The sequence below is a fragment of the Plantactinospora alkalitolerans genome (assembly GCF_015690345.1).
GTDB lineage: Bacteria > Actinomycetota > Actinomycetes > Mycobacteriales > Micromonosporaceae > Plantactinospora > Plantactinospora alkalitolerans.
In genome coordinates this window covers 23,126-38,722 of record NZ_JADPUN010000137.1, presented here as the reverse complement: position 1 = coordinate 38,722, position 15,597 = coordinate 23,126, and the positions used below count along the sequence as shown (strand labels likewise).

Here is a 15,597-nt window from a genome sequence, read left to right as displayed (position 1 = left end):
CGGCCGGGACGTGGGACCACCCTCGGCCGGCGGCTCCCGCCGGACCGTGTCGCTGCGCTGCTGCCGAGCGGCCTGGGCGGCCTTGACCGCCGCCTCCTGCTCGGCCTTCAGCGCCGTGGCCCGAGCCTCGGCCGCGGCCAGCTCGATGTCGTGGGCGCTCGCCGGCTTGGCGACCGGAGCCGCCGGCTGCGGCGGACCCGGAACCGGACCCTTGGGCTTCGCCGCTGGTGGCGTCACCCGACGGGGCGGTCCCGGCTTGGCGGAGACTCTTGGCTCCCCGGGACCCGGGGTCGGGGTCGCCTTGGGGGCCGGAGGCGCTGACGGAGCGGCGGATGCCGCCGGCTCCGAAGACGCCACGAAGGCGCCACGCAGCCGCCGGGCCACCGGGGCCTCGACGGTGCTTGACGCGGACTTGACGAACTCGCCCATCTCTTTCAACTTGGCGAGAACGGTCTTGCTTTCGACCCCGAGCTCTTTAGCCAGCTCGTGTACGCGGGCCTTGCCTGCCACTGCACTCCTCACTCCGAGGTCGTGCGGGCAGCACCCGCAGCAACCTCACTCGTGCACTTGAAGCCTGGTCATTTCTGGGACTTCATCGTGTGCTCATGTCGGTCGTCCTACCTTGCTTGGGTTCCGTTGCGTCGATTCCGCCCGGCCGGGTGACCGGTCGTGTTTGTCGACGCCTTGGAGGTGCTCGGCCAACTCACTCGCGTCTGGGACGCCAGCGATACGCAACGCCCGCCCAAAAGCTCGACGTCGCAGCGCCAGCGTGAAGCAGGCCGGGTCGGGATGCAGGTTCGCCCCCCGTCCCGGCAGCCTACGGGTCGGATCGGGTCGGAGGCTGTGACCAGTCTCATCGCCGACCGCGACAATCCGCAGCAGCTGGCCAGACGGCGCCCGTTGCCGACAGCCCACACAGGTGCGCTCCGGCCACACGCGTCGTACCACTGAGAAAGTCTACCCCTACCCGCTCGAGATCGCTCCGTCCGCCTCGGCTGCGTGATCAGCACCGCCCTGCCGGCCGGCCGGAGCCGGGCTCGGAACCTGCTCGGTATCGGCATGGATGTCGATCCGCCAGCCGGTGAGGCGGGCGGCAAGACGGGCATTCTGTCCTTCTCGCCCGATAGCCAACGAAAGCTGGAAATCAGGTACGGTCACCCGCGCCGTCCGGGTCGCAGCGTCCACGACCTCGACCCGGAGCGCCCTGGCCGGCGACAGGGCGTTACCCACGAACGTCGCCGGGTCGTCCGACCAGTCGATAATGTCGATCTTCTCACCGTGCAGCTCGCTCATCACCGCACGGACCCGCTGACCCATCGGGCCGATGCAGGCGCCCTTCGCGTTGACCCCGGACACGGTGGACCGAACCGCGATCTTGGTGCGGTGACCGGCCTCCCGGGCGATCGCCGCGATGTCCACCGTTCCGTCGGCGATCTCCGGCACCTCCAGGGCGAACAGCTTCTTCACCAGGTTCGGATGCGTACGGGACAGAGTGATCTGCGGGCCTCGGAAGCCCTTCACCACGTGCACCACCACGCACCGCAGCCGCTGCCCGTGCTCGTACAGCTCGCCGGGAACCTGCTCCGCCTGGGGCAGTACCGCCTCCACCTTGCCGAGGTCGACCGAGACGATGCCCTTCTCGCTGCGCGCCTCGTGCGCCTGCACCACTCCGGTGACCAGGTCACCGTCCCGGCCCGCGTACTCGCCGAAGTGCACCTCGTCGGTGGCCTCCCGAAGCCGTTGCAGGATGACCTGCTTCGCGGTCATCGCAGCGATCCGACCGAAATCGTGTGGAGTGTCGTCGAATTCCCGGAGCACCGCACCCTCGGCGTCCTGCTCCTGGGCGTACACCAGGGCCGCGCCGGTCTTACGGTCGATCTCGACCCGGGCAAGCGCCTGGGCCCCCTCTGTGTGCCGGTACGCCGTCAGCAACGCGGTCTCGATCGCCGCGAGAATCGTGTCGAACGGGATCTCCCGTTCGCGCTCAAGGGCCCGCAACGCCGCGAGGTCGATGTTCACCGCTCCTCGCCCTCCACATCTTCGTCGTCGCCGTCTTCGACGTCGTCGTCATAGTCATCATCGCCAGCGTCGGTCAGATCGTCTTCCGCGATCTCGTCCAACCGGTTGAACTCCACCTGGACCCGTCCGGGCCCCAGGTCGTCGTACGCCCATCCGGTCGGTCCGGCGTCAGTGTCCAGCACCACCCGGTGCTCGTCGGCGGCGACCACCCGAACGGTCACCTGCCGGTCGGTCGTCGGTCGTCCGGTCGACCCGGTCGCCGTCCCCGGGCTGCCCGGGGCCGCCGCCACCGGCTCGCCGGCACCGCGCACGGTCACCTTCACCAGGCGGCCGACATTGCGCCGCCAGTGCCGGGGCAGGGTCAACGGCCGGTCCACACCGGGCGAACTCACCTCGAGCTGGTACTCACCGGCGACCAGATCGCCACCGGTCTCCTCCGCCTGGTCGAGCGCCTTGGACAGCGCCCGGGAGACGTCCGCCACCGCGTCCAGGCTGACGCCCGCGTCACCGTCGACGATCACCCGGACCACGTACCGACGACCGGCCCGGGACACCGAAAGGTCCTCGAGGTCGTAGCCGGCGGCGTTCACCACGGGTTCGATAACGGCACGGAGCCGGAGCCGGCGCGCGGACGAGTCGTCACGGGGGCGCCCCGGAGCGCGGGGACCCGCCTTCGGTCGGCCGGTGGCACGGCCACGCTGCGTCATCTCCGCCCCCTCTCGCGATCATCGGCCCCGTCCCGGCAGCCACACCAGCGTGCCACCGGACCGATACGCCCGGCGGCTGCGCAGAGCGTAACGCGCTGGCCCGCCGGGAGCCCGATCGGCGCACCGACGAGGCGGCCACGACGCCGTGCTAACGCCGTCCCGACGACCGATGGTGTTGACTTGATCGGTGCGGACCGGAGACACGAACCAGAAGTACGGGACGGCGGGGCGGTCCCGGCGCGACGTGGTACGAGCAGCCGCCCTGGTGGCGCTGGTCGGCACCACCGGCTCGCTGACCGGATGCGGTCTCTTCGACGGCGAACCCGACCCGCCGCCCGCACCGGACCCACTCGCGCCACTGATCGGCGGGGCGCTCGACCTCGCCGCCCGGTACGAGGCGACGATCGCGGCGTTCCCGGAGCTGGCGGACCGGCTCCGCCCGCTCGCCGAAGCCCATCGGGCACACGCCGCCGAACTGGCCCGGGTCACCAGGACGACGCTGCCCTCCGCCACCGTCGCGCCCTCGACGTCCGCCGGAGATTCCGGCGCCGTCACCGCCGCCGCGACCCTGAAGCAGCTACGGGAGGCCGAGCAGCAGGGCCGGGATGCCGCCGCGAAGGTGTGCACCGAGGCCCCGGCCGACCGGGCCGCGCTGGTCGGGTCGATCACCGCGGCCCGAGCCAGCCACCTGGAGGTGCTCCGATGACCGGCTACCAGACGACGACCGGCTACCAGACGACGACCGGCTACCGAACGACGACCGGCTACCGAACGACGACCGCCGCCGGGCGGACGGGACGGGTGGCCTGATGTCCGAGGCACTGGCTGCGGCGCTGGCCGCCGAGCACGCGGCGATCTACGCGTACGGGCCGATCGGGGTGCACCTGGACGGCGACGCGGCCGACCAGGCCCGGTCCGCCGAGGCCGCACACCGCAGCCGCCGGGACAGCCTGATCCTGCTGCTGACCGGCAAGGGCGGCACGGTTCCGGTCGCCGCCCCGGCGTACGCCCTGCCGTTTCCGGTCACCGACGAGGCCAGTGCGCTCCGGCTGGCGGTCGAGGTCGAGGAGCGGACCGGCGCGGTGTGGCGAGCCGCCCTGCCGGCCACCGAGGGAGCGCAACGCGGCAGTGCGCTGAACGGGCTCACCGACGCGGCGGTACGCGCGACCAGGTGGCGGCGGGCGGCCGGGGTCACCCCGGCCACGGTGCCGTTCCCCGGCCGACCGGCCTGATCCGGCAACCGGCCGACCGGCCCGATCCGGCAACCCGCCGACCGGCCCGATCCGGCAACCCGCCGACCGGCCCGATCCGGCAACCGGCCGACCGGCCTGATCCGGCACACTGTGTCGGTGTCCACTCTGGGAAGGCCGGCGTCCGCGCTGGGCAGACTCGTCCGCCGACTCGGCCACCGGCGCTGGTTCGCCGCCTGCACTCCGCTGCTGGTCCCCGCCGACCGCCTGGTCGCACGCCTGACCCGGGGTCGGGTGGTCGCGCTGGGACTGATCCCGTCGTTGCTGATCACCACCACCGGGCGCCGGTCCGGCCAACCGCGGACCAACCCGTTGCTCTACGTGAAGGACGGCGACGGCTACGTGGTGATCGGGTCGAACTGGGGTCGGACGGAGCACCCGGCCTGGGCCCTCAACCTGATCGCCGAACCGTCCGCCACGGTGACCGTCGCCGGCACCCGGGTACCGGTCCGGGCCCACCTGGTCGACGGCGCGGAACGGGACCGGTTGTGGCAGCTCCTGGTGGCCGAGTGGCCGGCGTACCAGACCTATGTGCGCCGGGCCGGTGGTCGCCACATCCGGATCTTCCGGCTCGCACCGACCGGGCCCCCGCTCAGCTGACGCCGACCCCGATCAGGCGGCCGACCAGGTACGTCGCGGCGGTGGCCGCCGCGCCGAGCAGAAGCTGCCGGCCACCGCTCACCCACCACTTCCGGTTGGTGAACCGGGCGACCAGCGCACCGGCGACGAACAGGCCGAGACCGCCCACCGCCAACGCCAGCCACAGGCTGGAGAACCCCAGCAGGTACGTCACCAGCGGCACGAGTGCGCCCGCCGAGAAGCACAGGAACGAGGAGAAGGCAGCGGTCCACGGGCTGGGCCGCTCGTTCACGTCGACGCCGAGCTCCTCCTGGACGTGCACCCGGAGCGCCTCCTTCGGGTTGCCCCGCAGCGCGTCCGCCACCTGCTCGGCCAGATCGCGGGGCAGCCCGCGCTCCACCCAGGCGTCGGCCAGTTCCCGGGCCTCGCCGGCCGGATTCCGCTCCAGCTCGCGGCGTTCCTTGGCGACCTCGGCGGCGACCTGCTCGTTCTGGGACTGCACGCTGGTGTACTCGCCCAGGCCCATCGAGATCGCCCCGGCGACGAGGCCGGCGAATCCGGTCAGCACGATGTTCCGGGGCTCGGCGCCACCGCCGCCGACGCCGGCGATCAGCGCGATGTTGGTGACCAGACCGTCCATCGCCCCGAACACGGCGGGACGCAGCCAGCCGCCGGAGACGTCCGCGTGATGGTGTTCGCTGACCGGGGTGGAGGCGTCGGTCACGGCAGGGTGAGGATCTCGTGGCCGTCGTCGGTGACCACGATGGTGTGCTCGAACTGTGCCGTCCAGCGGCGGTCCTTGGTGACCACGGTCCAGCCGTCGTCCCACATGTCGTACTCGTAGGTGCCGAGGGTGATCATCGGCTCGATGGTGAAGGTCATCCCCGGTTCCATGATGTCGGTGGGCCGGGGGCTGTCGTAGTGCGGCACGTAGAGGCCGCTGTGGAAGGCCTCGCCGATGCCGTGCCCGGTGAAGTCCCGGACGACGCCGTAGCCGAACCGCTTGGCGTACGACTCGATGACCCGGCCGATCACGTTGATCTGCCGACCCGGTACGACCGAGCGGATGCCGCGCATCATCGCCTCGTGGGTCCGCTCCACCAGCAGCCGCGCCGGCTCCGCCACCTCGCCGACGCAGAACGTGGCGTCGGTGTCGCCGTGCACCCCGTCGAGGTACGCGGTGACGTCGACGTTGATGATGTCGCCGTCCATCAGCAGGGTGGAGTCGGGGATGCCGTGGCAGATCACCTCGTTCAGGCTCGTGCAGCAGGACTTCGGGAAGCCCTTGTAGCCGAGCGTGGACGGGTAGGCGTCGTGGTCGATCAGGAACTCGTGCACCACCCGGTCGATCTCGTCGGTGGTGACGCCCGGCTTGCAGTGCTCCCCCGCCAGTTGGGTGGCCTGGGCCGCGATCCGGCCGGCAACCCGCATCTTCTCGATCGTCTCGGCGGACTGGACGTGCGACCCGCGCCACTCCTTCGGCCGCTTCTTGCCGACGTACTCGGGGCGGACGATCTGCGGCGGCACCTGGCGCCACGGGGACTGCGTGCCGGGGGTCAACGGCGCACGGACGGTCATGGCCTCCAGCCTAACCTCGGCCCCCGGAAGTGCTCACGCTTCGGTGACCCGCACGACATCCGGACTTCACGGACAACCTCACAGCGGGGTGACGTACGCACCGGTGATCCCCCCGTCGACCACGAACTGGGCGGCGGTCATGAAGGAGGCGTCGTCGCTGGCCAGGAAGGCCACCGCGGCGGCGATCTCCGCCGGCTCGCCGAACCGCCCCATCGGGACGTGTACCAGGCGGCGGGCCGCCCGTTCCGGATCGGCGGCGAAGAGTTCCCGGAGCAGCGGGGTGCCGATCGGCCCCGGACAGAGCGCGTTGACCCGGATCCCCTGCCGGGCGAACTGGACGCCGAGTTCCCGGGTCAGTGCCAGCACCCCGCCCTTGCTCGCGGTGTAGGCGATCTGTGAGGTCGCCGCCCCCATCAGCGCGACGAACGACGCGGTGTTGATGATCGACCCCTTGCCCTGGCGCAGCATGTGCGGGATCACGTACTTGCAGCACAGGTAGACACTTGTGGTGTTGACCCGGAGCACCCGTTCCCAGGCGTCCAGGCCGGTGTCGAGGATCGAGTCGTCGTCCGGCGGCGAGATGCCGGCGTTGTTGAACGCGATGTCGACCCGTCCGTGCCGGGCCGCGACCCGATCGAAGAGATCGCGTACGGCCGCCTCGTCGGCCACGTCGCACTCGACGAACTCGCCGTCCACCTCTTCGGCAGCGGCCCGCCCGGCGTCGGCCGCGATGTCGACGCAGACCACCCGGGCCCCCTCGCTGGCCAGCCGGCGTACGGTGGCCAGCCCGATCCCGCTGCCGGCGCCGGTCACCACGGCCACCCGTCCGGCCAGTCGATCACTTGTCATCGCCGTACTCCCCTTCCGGATCAGCACCGTCCCCGGCATCCTCGCCGACCTGTCGGCAGCGGTCGAGGACCAGATCGGCAGGTCTGGATCCGGGTGTCCTCGGCTACGCTCCGACCAGCGGGGGCCGACAGCGGAGGAGCGCCATGACCGAGGACCGGGAAGGCGTCGTCGTCTACTGGCGGCACGGATGCCCGTACTGCATGAACTTGATGTTCCTGTTGCTCTTCAGCCGGCTGCGGTACACGAAGGTCAACATCTGGAAGGACCCGGCTGCGGCGGCGTTCGTCCGCTCCGTGGCGGACGGCAACGAGACCGTGCCGACGGTGACCGTCGCGGGCCGACCGATGGTGAACCCGTCGGCCCGTAAACTGCTGGCGGCCGTCCGCGAGCACGCCCCGCACCTGCTGTCCCGCCGCGACTGAGCCCGCTGACGCCCCCGACGCCGCACCCGGCCGCCACACCAAGCGCTCGGGACGGCGGAGGTCACGCCGGCACCGGCTCGGGCGCGGGAACCTGATCCCGGCGGCGCAGCCGAGGTGCGAGATAGAGCGTCGCCAGCAACGACAGTGCGCCCATCACCGCCATCGCCAGACCGACCGGCAGCCAGCCTGCGACGGCGCCCGCGATCGACGCCGCCACCGCCTGGAAGGTCAGCAGCCCGGCCGAATGCAGGCCGAGTGCCTGCCCGCGCAGCTCCGCCGGGGTCAGGGCGATCAGCCGTTCCTGAAGCAGCAGCCCGCCGCCGAACCCGAACGAGGCGGCGGCGACCGCGACCGCCGCGACGGGCAGCGGCAGCGAGAGGGCGAAGAGCAGGTACGGCACCCCGAGCAGCAGTTGTAGCGGCGTGACCGTCCGGGTCCGCCACCGGACCGGCAGGAAGCGGCCCATCAGCACGTCGCCGGCGAGCATCCCCGCCGCTCCCGCCACGAAGAGCACGCCCGCCGCGCCCGGCGCGTACGGGATGAAGATCGCCTCGCACCCGACGACGAGGCCGTTCGGCACCCACATCGCCAGGTACGCGTGCCGGCGGGCCGGCATCGACCAGAGCTCGGCGTTCACCCGCCAGGTCTGCCCCACCGAGGGCCGGCCGGTGGCCCGGGGCGGGCGCCGGGACAGCCCCAGCCCGGCGGTGAGCGCACCGCCCAGGGAGAGCGCGGCGGCGAGAACCAGCACCTGACGGGGCGAGGTGACCGCGACCAGCAGCCCGCCGGCCGCGAACCCGGTGATCTGGGTGACCCCGAGCGACATGTTGAAGACCGATCGACCGAGGACGTAACCGCTTCCGGGCAGGATCTCCCCGAGCAGTCCCCAGCGGACGCCGCCGGCGACCGAACCGACCAGCCCCTGGAGACCGATCACGCAGAAGATCCCCCAGACCGGCATGCCCGGCAGGGCCAACGCCAGGGTGCTCAGCCCGCCGAACGCCGCGAGCGCGACCATGGCGGCCCGGGGCGGCACCCGGTCCGCCACGCTGAGCAGGGTCGCCGCGCCGAGCACCTGGGCGAAGTACGACCCGAAGAGGCTGAGCGCGGCGAGCAGCGGCGACCCGGTGGCCGCGTACACCAGGGTCCCGAGCGCCAGCCCCATCACGGTACGCGCGGCGGTCTGCAACGAGACCGCCGCGAAGAGCGGCCCGAACTCGGGGACCCGGAACAAGTCGCGATACGTGTGCATGCGCAGGAGTCTGGGGAGCCCGGCGTCGGCGAGATACCTTTTCGCGTGGAGACGAGAGGTCGTCGGCACGCGGAACCGGGGGCATGCGGTGGGCATCTGGCGAATCGGTACGGACTCGCTGGCGCGGAGCCGGTTCACCGTATCCGCGCTCGCCGAGACCGTCGCGGCGCTCAAGTCGCTGCACACCGGGATCGCCGCTCCCGGGCAGCGGGACTGGCTGGCCGCGCACACCCCCGGCTACCGGGAGCGGGTCGCCGCCGACCCGTTCGCCCGGGCACTGGTCCGGGCCGCGTTCCGGCCGAGATGGATGGCCGACCTCCTGACCCGACCGCCGGCCGGCCCCGACGAGACGATCGCCGACGAGCTGGCCCGGATCCGGGCCACCCCGCCCGGTACGGCCCGAGCCGACCTCGCCGGCGGGCCGGACGCACCGCTACCGGCGGAACTGGCGGCGCCGGACCTGCCGGAGCGGACCGTGGAACTGCTCGGCTGGATCTGGACCCGGACGGTGGAACCGGACTGGTCGCGGCGCCGCCGCATCCTGGAGGCCGACATCGTGTCCCGGACTCAGCAGCTCAGCTCGGGTGGCTGGGCCGCCACCCTCGACCGGATGCGGCCGGGGATGCGGTGGCTCGGCGACGGCCGGTTGCAGGTCAACCCGTACGACCTTCCCGCGGAGGACCTGACCGGGGCGGAACTGCTGTTCATCCCGAGTACCACCCACCGGGGCTGGCTGGGCTCGGCCGGGCCGGACCGGCACGCGGTCTTCTATCCCTGCACCGGAAGCCTGGCCGACCCGGCCGACCGTCAGCCGACCCGGGCATTGAGCCGGCTGCTCGGGCCGGTCCGGGCAGGCATCCTCACCCTGCTGGAGACGCCGAAGAGTCCCACCCAACTCGTCGCACTGACCGGCCACGGGTACGGCTCGGTCGGCGGTCATCTCCAGGTCCTGCTGGACGCCCAGCTCGTCCGGCGCCGCCGGTCCGGCCGTTCCGTGCTCTACTTCCGCACCCCCGGTGGGGACCTGCTGGTCGGCGCCCAGCACCGAGACGCCGCCCCGCCCGATCCCGACGAGTGACCCGGACGGCGCGCGTTCAGTCCTTCATCCGCACCGTGACGGTAGCGGTGTCGCTCCGGCCGTGCTGGCTCAGCCGGTAGACGAAGCTGTCCGGCAGTGCATGACTGGCGGTGCGCTCGTACACCACCTCGTAGCGCGGATCGGTCCTGGTCAGCCGGCCGTAGCGGGGTGGTGTGGGGATGCTGAGCGTCGCGTTGGTGCTGGCGTGGTCGTTGTCCCGCACCTTGATCACCTTGGGCGTGACCCGATAGGCGTACGCCAGGTCGTCGTTGGCCACCGGGGGCAGGACGAAGCTGCGGTTGCCCAGGTTGAGGAAGGTCTCCCGGACGCCGGTACCCGACACGGTCCGGATGTCCGGCCGGCCGTCACCACTGACGTCGCCGACGACCGCCGACCAGGCGGTCTCGTCGCCGCCCTGCAGTTGCCGGCGGGTGCCGTCGTCGAAGACGACGATCACGCCGTTCTCGGGCGTGCCCTGGGTGTAGGCGACCACGAGGTCCAGTCGACGGTTGCCGTCCAGGTCCACAAGTGACGGCAACCTGTCCGGGTTGATGCTCATGTCACCGATGCGCAACGGCCCGGGAACCAGGCGCCCGTCCCGGGTGTTGAGCCAGCTCTGGAAGCCGTCCGAGTCGTCCGTCATCTCCCACACGTCGGTCAGCCCGTCGGCGTTGAGGTCGGTGGTGTAGATCACGCTCGGCCGGCTGATCGCGGACAGGCCGCCGACCGGGCGGTAGTCGCGCAGAATCACCAGGTCGGGACTCCAGGACGCGCCATGGAAGTAGCCGAGCACCAACTCCGGGGTTCCGTCACCGCCGAGGTCCAGGTACACCCCCATGTCCGGGCAGTAGCTGATCGGTACCACCTCGTTCGGCGGCAGGTACGAATGCCGGATGACCGGACCGTAGCCACCTGCTGCCCTGCCGAGGCGTACGAAGACGCCGCAACTGTCGTCCGAGCCGCCCAGGGTCATCCGGTCGGTCAGTCCGTCGCCGTTCATGTCGCCGTGGATGGGCTCGTTCATCCGGCCCGCCTGGGCCGCCGGCACGGCCAGCGTCAGCGCGCACAGCACTCCGACCACCGCGCCGACAAGCGTTCTCCTGCCGTTCATTCCCACCGATCCCTTCCGTACGCCGAGGTCAGGGGCACTGTCCACGGCTGATGCCGCTGTTTGCACAGCAGGCTAGGAGTGGGCGGGGCGGAGCGGCAGACGACTACCCGCATTCCGACAGCTGCGGATGGTCACCGAGAGCGTGCGGTGACATCTACCCGTCAGTGCCGATGAAGACGTTCTTGACGTCGGTGAACGCGTGCAGGGCGTCCGGGCCGAGTTCGCGGCCGAGGCCGGACCGCTTCATCCCACCGAACGGCGTCCAGTAGCGCACCGACGAGTGCGAGTTGACGCTCAGGTTTCCCGACTCCACGCCCCGGGCCACCCGGATCGCCCGGCCGACGTCCCGGGTCCAGATCGAGCCGGAGAGGCCGTACTCGGTGTCGTTGGCCAGCGCCAGCGCCTCGGCCTCGTCGTCGAACGGCAGCACCGACACGACGGGCCCGAAGATCTCCTGCCGCCAGTGCCGCTCGGCGGGCGACCGGGCCAGCAGGACCGTCGGGGCGTACCAGAAGCCGGGGCCCTCGGGGCAGGATCCGGTGAAGGCGACCTCGGCACCATCCACGAAGGACGAGACCGACGTCCGATGACCGGCCGAGATCAGTGGACCCATCTCGGCCGTCTCCAGCGCCGGGTCCTCCACCCGGAAGGCGCGGACGGCCGGCTCCAGCAGTTCGAGGAAGCGGTCGTACACCGGGCGCTGGACCAGGATCCGGGACCGTGCGCAGCAGTCCTGGCCGGCGTTGTCGAAGACCGCGTACGGCGCGGTCGCCGCCGCCCGCTCCAGGGCGGCGTCGGCGAAGACGAGGTTGGCGCTCTTGCCGCCGAGTTCCAGGGTCAGCCGTTTCACCTGCGCGGCGCAGCCGGCCATGATCCGGGTGCCGACCTCGGTCGAGCCGGTGAAGCAGATCTTCCGGACCGCCGGGTGCGCGACGATCGCCTCGCCCACCACACTGCCCCGGCCGGGCAGCACGGTGAGGACGTCCGGCGGCAGCCCGGCGTCGAGCGCCAGTTCGGCCAGGCGGATCGCGGTCAGCGGGGTCAGTTCGGCCGGTTTGAGCACCACCGTGTTGCCGGCGGCCAGCGCCGGGGCGAACCCCCAGGCGGCGATCGGCATCGGGAAGTTCCACGGGACGATCACCCCGACCACGCCGAGCGGCTCGTGGAAGGTGACGTCCAGCCCGCCGGCCACCGGGATCTGCCGGCCAACCAGCCGCTCCGGCGCCCCGGCGTAGTAGTCGAGGACGTCCCGGACGTTGCCCGCCTCCCACCGGGCGTTGCCGATGGTGTGCCCGGAGTTGCGTACCTCCAGTTCGGCCAGTTCCTCCAGGTGCGCGTCGACCTGCGCGGCGAACCGGCGCAGCAGCCGGGCCCGGTCCCCCGGCGCGACCTGCCGCCACGACCCGTACGCCCGCGCCGCCCGGTCGATCGCCGCGTCGGTCTGCGCGGCGCTGGTCGCCGGCACCGTCGCCACCACCAGCCCGGTCGCCGGATTGACCAGGTCGGTGGCCGGTGCCGACCGGCCGTACGCGCCGGTGGCCGGATCAGAGCCGTTCGAAGCCACGGCGTCAGAGCCGTTCGAAGCCACGGCGTCAGAGCCGTTCGAAGCCACGTCGCAGCTCCCAGTCGGTCACCGCGGCGTCGAAGGCGGCCAGTTCGACGCGCGCGTGGTTGGCGTAGTGCGCGACCACCTCGGGACCGAACGCCGACCCCGCGGTCACGGAATTCTCCCAGTGGACGAGCGCGTCCCGCAGCGTCGCCGGCATCCGGGCGGCGGAGGCGTCGGCGTAGGCGTTGCCCGTGAACTCCGGCTCTAGGTCCAGCTCGGCCTCGATCCCATGCACGGCACCCGCCACCAGCGCCGCGATCGCCAGGTACGGGTTCACGTCCGCCCCGGGTACCCGGTTCTCCACCCGCATCCCCTGGCCGTGCCCGACCAGCCGGAGCGCGCAGGTCCGGTTGTCGGTTCCCCAGCGCAGCGCCGTCGGCGCGAACGATCCGGGCTGATAACGCTTGTAGGAGTTCACGTTCGGGGCGAAGAGCAGGCTGAAGTCGCACATCGTCGCCAACAGCCCGGCCAGCACCCGCCGCCCGGTGCCGGAGAGCCGGGCAGCGCCGTCGCCGTCGCCGTCGCCGTCGCCGAGCATCGCCGAGGAGCCGTCGGTCGCGCGGAGCGAGAAGTGGATGTGGCAGGAGTTGCCCTCCCGCTCGTTCGGCTTGGCCATGAAGGTGATCGCCATGCCCTCCTGGGCGGCGATCTCCTTCGCCCCGTTCTTGTAGACCACGTGGTTGTCGGCACAGGTCAACGCGTCGGTGTAGCGGAAGGCGATCTCGTGCTGGCCGAGGTTGCACTCGCCCTTGGCACTCTCCGGGGTCAGGCCCGCACCGGCCATCTCGGTCCGGATCCGTCGCAGCAGCGGCTCGACCCGGGCGGTGCCCAGCAGCGAGTAGTCCACGTTGTACAGGTTCGCCGGGGTCAGTTCGCGGTAGCCCCGGCGCCAGGCGTCCTCGTACGAGTCGCGGTACAGCACGAACTCCAGCTCGGTCCCGGCGTACGCGGTCAGCCCGTGCCCGCGGAGCCGGTCGAGCTGGCGGCGGAGGATCTGCCGGGGCGAGGCGACCACCTCCCCGCTGCCGTCCAGCCAGGCCAGGTCGGCCAGCAGCATCGCGGTTCCGGGCTGCCAGGGGACCCGGCGCAACGTGGCCAGGTCGGGGACCATCGCGAAGTCCCCGTAGCCGCGTTCCCAGCTCGACATCTCGTACCCGCCGACGGTGTTCATCTCGACGTCCACCGCCAGCAGGTAGTTGCAGCCCTCGCTACCGTGCTGGAGTACCTCGGCGAGGAAGTACGGCGCGTGGAACCGCTTGCCCTGGAGGCGGCCCTGCATGTCGACCAGGGCCAGCACCACGGTGTCGATCTCACCGCCGTCGACCGCCACCCGAAGTTCCTCGACCCGCATCGCGGGGCTCCGGCCCGTCAACGCCCCTCCTCCGAACCGCTCGCCGGGATGCTCTCCGAGCCGCTCGAGGCGATGCTCCCCGAGCTGGTCTCCGGGATGCTCTCCGGGATGTCCGGCGCGATGCTCTCCGGGATGTCCGGCGCGATGCTCTTCGGGATGTCCGGCGCGATGTTCTGCCGAGGGCCGGTGAACCAGTGCCGGGCGCTGAGCACCCACCACAACCAGGCCGCGCCGAGCACCACAACCACGGCGACGATCGTGTAGTTGAAGGTCTCCGCCGTGACCGGACCCGAGGTGGGCAGCACGAAGAGGACGCAGATCACGCCCACCCAGCCGATCGCCAGCCAGCCGACCAGCGCACTCCACCGGCCCAGGTTCCACGGGCCCGGCACGAAGTCGGGGCTGCGGCGGCGGAGGAACACCGGTCCGACGTACGCGATGTAGAGGCCGATCACCGCGATCGAGGTGGCGGCCAGGTACGCGGTGGTGTTCCACAGCGACGGCAGCACCAGCAGGGTCGAACAGGCCACGCAGAGCCAGATCGAGTTGGTCGGCGTACCGGTCCGGGGGTTGACCCGGCGCCAGATCCGCGAACCGGGCAGCGCACCGTCCCGGCTGAAGGCGTACGTCATCCGGGAGTTCGCGGTGACCGAGGCCATTCCGCAGAAGAACTGCGCCACCACGCAGATGAAGAGCAGGAAGATTCCCGTCTCCTCGCCGGTCGCGTCGATGAAGATCTGTGCCGGTGGCAGTCCGAGTACGGTCTGCCGCTGCGCGTCGTAGTCCCCGATCGACCAGGTGATGGCGAAGAGCAGGAAGAATCCGGCGATCACCGAGACCACCACCGACATCACGATGCCCCGGGGTGCGGCGCGGCTGGCGTCGTGGGTCTCCTCGGCGACGTGCGCGCTCGCGTCGTAGCCGGTGTAGGTGTACTGGGCCATCAGCAGCCCGATCAGTACGGCGTAGACGGCCGCCCCGCCGAAGTCGAAGCCGGTGGCGTTGCGGACCTCGAAGAAGACCTCCGAGATCGGCTTGTGCTGGTCGGGCACCAGCGCCAGCACGCCGACGATCGTCGCGACACCGACCAGGTGCCACCAGGCGCTCACGTCGGAGAGCACCCGGACCAGGTTGACCCCGAAGGTGTTCAGCAGCCCGTGCGCGATGATGATCACGAGGAAGACCACGAAGGTACGCTCCGGCGTCACCTCGAGGCCGAAGGTCAGGCTGAGGAACGCCGAGGTGGTGATCGCCGCGCCGAAGTCGATGGCCGCGGTGACCGCCACCTCGCCGAGGAAGTTGAACCAGCCGATGAACCACGCCCAGGCGGCCTTGTTCCGCTTGGCCAACGCCGCCGCCCACCAGTACAGCGCCCCGGCGGTGGGGTAGACCGAGCAGATCTCCGCCATCGCGAGCGCCACCAGGGTGACCATGCCGCCGACGAAGAGCCAGCCCAGGGTGATCGCCATCGGGCCGCCGGCCGTCATCGCGATGCCGTACGAGGTGATCGCACCGGCCAGGATCGAGATGATCGAGAACGAGACGGCGAAGTTGGAGAAGCCGGAGAGCTTCCGCCGCAATTCCTGCTGGTAGCCGAGCTGGGCCAGGCGTTCCTCGTCGAGACCGATGGCCGGCGCCGCTGGCGTACCGGTCGGCTGGGTGGGTGCGCTCATCGGCGTCTCCTTCAACCGCGCGGATGGGAACTGTGACCGTCGCCACGCCTCTGCGGAGATCGTGCTCCGCCTGGAGATCCGCGTCAATGGATGCCGCAAGGGTGACCGAGATCACTGAT

Annotated in this window: 17 protein-coding genes; 5 read left to right on the top strand and 12 right to left on the bottom strand. The window is 71.4% G+C overall.

Annotated elements, in window-relative coordinates; genetic code table 11:
* The 4 genes from I0C86_RS13030 to rimP all read right to left on the bottom strand — a co-directional run.
* Nucleotides 1-510: translation initiation factor IF-2 N-terminal domain-containing protein (locus I0C86_RS13030; RefSeq protein WP_196201494.1), on the bottom strand; the 510-nt coding region annotated here is incomplete at its 3' end.
* 93 nt (nt 511-603) lie between these two features.
* Nucleotides 604-915, bottom strand: coding sequence for a YlxR family protein (locus tag I0C86_RS13025; RefSeq protein ID WP_323373613.1), 312 nt, complete (start codon nt 913-915; stop codon nt 604-606).
* A gap of 48 nt (nt 916-963) precedes the next feature.
* Entirely contained in the window at nt 964-2,019 is a 1,056-nt protein-coding gene (gene nusA / locus I0C86_RS13020) for a transcription termination factor NusA (RefSeq protein WP_196201492.1), read from the bottom strand.
* On the bottom strand, nt 2,016-2,726 hold the full coding sequence (gene rimP, locus I0C86_RS13015) for a ribosome maturation factor RimP (protein WP_196201491.1): 711 nt from the start codon (nt 2,724-2,726) through the stop codon (nt 2,016-2,018). Before rimP ends, nusA begins: the two co-directional genes overlap by 4 nt.
* Nucleotides 2,727-2,913: 187 nt before the next feature.
* Between rimP and I0C86_RS13010 the strand changes: the two genes are divergently transcribed.
* The 3 genes from I0C86_RS13010 to I0C86_RS13000 all read left to right on the top strand — a co-directional run bounded on the left by I0C86_RS13010 (nt 2,914) and on the right by I0C86_RS13000 (nt 4,576).
* A complete protein-coding gene (locus tag I0C86_RS13010; RefSeq protein ID WP_407676305.1) occupies nt 2,914-3,432 on the top strand; it encodes a hypothetical protein in 519 nt (172 codons plus the stop codon).
* 103 nt (nt 3,433-3,535) lie between these two features.
* A complete protein-coding gene (locus I0C86_RS13005; RefSeq protein ID WP_196201490.1) occupies nt 3,536-3,958 on the top strand; it encodes a ferritin-like domain-containing protein in 423 nt (140 codons plus the stop codon).
* 126 nt (nt 3,959-4,084) lie between these two features.
* Nucleotides 4,085-4,576 (top strand): nitroreductase family deazaflavin-dependent oxidoreductase, encoded by a 492-nt coding sequence (locus tag I0C86_RS13000; protein WP_196201500.1) that lies wholly within the window; start codon nt 4,085-4,087, stop codon nt 4,574-4,576.
* On the opposite strand, the gene I0C86_RS12995 is transcribed toward I0C86_RS13000, so the two are convergent.
* From I0C86_RS12995 to I0C86_RS12985, 3 genes are all read right to left on the bottom strand, one after another.
* The gene (locus I0C86_RS12995; protein WP_230394082.1) at nt 4,569-5,195 is read right to left on the bottom strand and encodes a VIT1/CCC1 transporter family protein; all 627 of its coding nucleotides are present in this window, start codon (nt 5,193-5,195) and stop codon (nt 4,569-4,571) included. The genes I0C86_RS13000 and I0C86_RS12995 overlap by 8 nt on opposite strands.
* Before the next feature lie 80 nt (nt 5,196-5,275).
* Nucleotides 5,276-6,133: a type I methionyl aminopeptidase gene (map, locus tag I0C86_RS12990; protein ID WP_196201488.1), complete on the bottom strand. Its 858-nt coding sequence runs from the start codon at nt 6,131-6,133 to the stop codon at nt 5,276-5,278.
* Nucleotides 6,134-6,211: 78 nt separating this feature from the next.
* Entirely contained in the window at nt 6,212-6,982 is a 771-nt protein-coding gene (locus I0C86_RS12985; RefSeq protein ID WP_196201487.1) for a 3-oxoacyl-ACP reductase, read from the bottom strand.
* 143 nt (nt 6,983-7,125) lie between these two features.
* On the opposite strand from I0C86_RS12985, the gene I0C86_RS12980 reads away from it, so the two are divergent.
* Nucleotides 7,126-7,404: a glutaredoxin domain-containing protein gene (locus I0C86_RS12980; RefSeq protein WP_196201486.1), complete on the top strand. Its 279-nt coding sequence runs from the start codon at nt 7,126-7,128 to the stop codon at nt 7,402-7,404.
* A gap of 61 nt (nt 7,405-7,465) precedes the next feature.
* Here the strand turns inward: I0C86_RS12980 and I0C86_RS12975 are convergent, their stop codons facing one another.
* Complete coding sequence (locus tag I0C86_RS12975; protein WP_196201485.1) at nt 7,466-8,656, bottom strand: MFS transporter; 1,191 nt, start codon at nt 8,654-8,656, stop codon at nt 7,466-7,468.
* 88 nt (nt 8,657-8,744) lie between these two features.
* Between I0C86_RS12975 and I0C86_RS12970 the strand changes: the two genes are divergently transcribed.
* Nucleotides 8,745-9,734: a transcriptional regulator gene (locus I0C86_RS12970; protein ID WP_196201484.1), complete on the top strand. Its 990-nt coding sequence runs from the start codon at nt 8,745-8,747 to the stop codon at nt 9,732-9,734.
* 16 nt (nt 9,735-9,750) lie between these two features.
* On the opposite strand, the gene I0C86_RS12965 is transcribed toward I0C86_RS12970, so the two are convergent.
* The 4 genes from I0C86_RS12965 to I0C86_RS12950 all read right to left on the bottom strand — a co-directional run bounded on the left by I0C86_RS12965 (nt 9,751) and on the right by I0C86_RS12950 (nt 15,478).
* Nucleotides 9,751-10,845 carry an FG-GAP repeat domain-containing protein gene (locus I0C86_RS12965; RefSeq protein ID WP_196201483.1) on the bottom strand — a complete coding sequence of 365 codons (1,095 nt, stop codon included), beginning with the start codon at nt 10,843-10,845 and terminating at the stop codon, nt 9,751-9,753.
* 154 nt (nt 10,846-10,999) lie between these two features.
* Nucleotides 11,000-12,346 carry an aldehyde dehydrogenase family protein gene (locus tag I0C86_RS12960; protein ID WP_196201499.1) on the bottom strand — a complete coding sequence of 449 codons (1,347 nt, stop codon included), beginning with the start codon at nt 12,344-12,346 and terminating at the stop codon, nt 11,000-11,002.
* 91 nt (nt 12,347-12,437) lie between these two features.
* Nucleotides 12,438-13,805 (bottom strand): glutamine synthetase family protein, encoded by a 1,368-nt coding sequence (locus I0C86_RS12955; RefSeq protein WP_196201498.1) that lies wholly within the window; start codon nt 13,803-13,805, stop codon nt 12,438-12,440.
* A gap of 17 nt (nt 13,806-13,822) precedes the next feature.
* Nucleotides 13,823-15,478: an amino acid permease gene (locus tag I0C86_RS12950; RefSeq protein WP_196201482.1), complete on the bottom strand. Its 1,656-nt coding sequence runs from the start codon at nt 15,476-15,478 to the stop codon at nt 13,823-13,825.
* Nucleotides 15,479-15,597 lie beyond the last annotated feature (119 nt).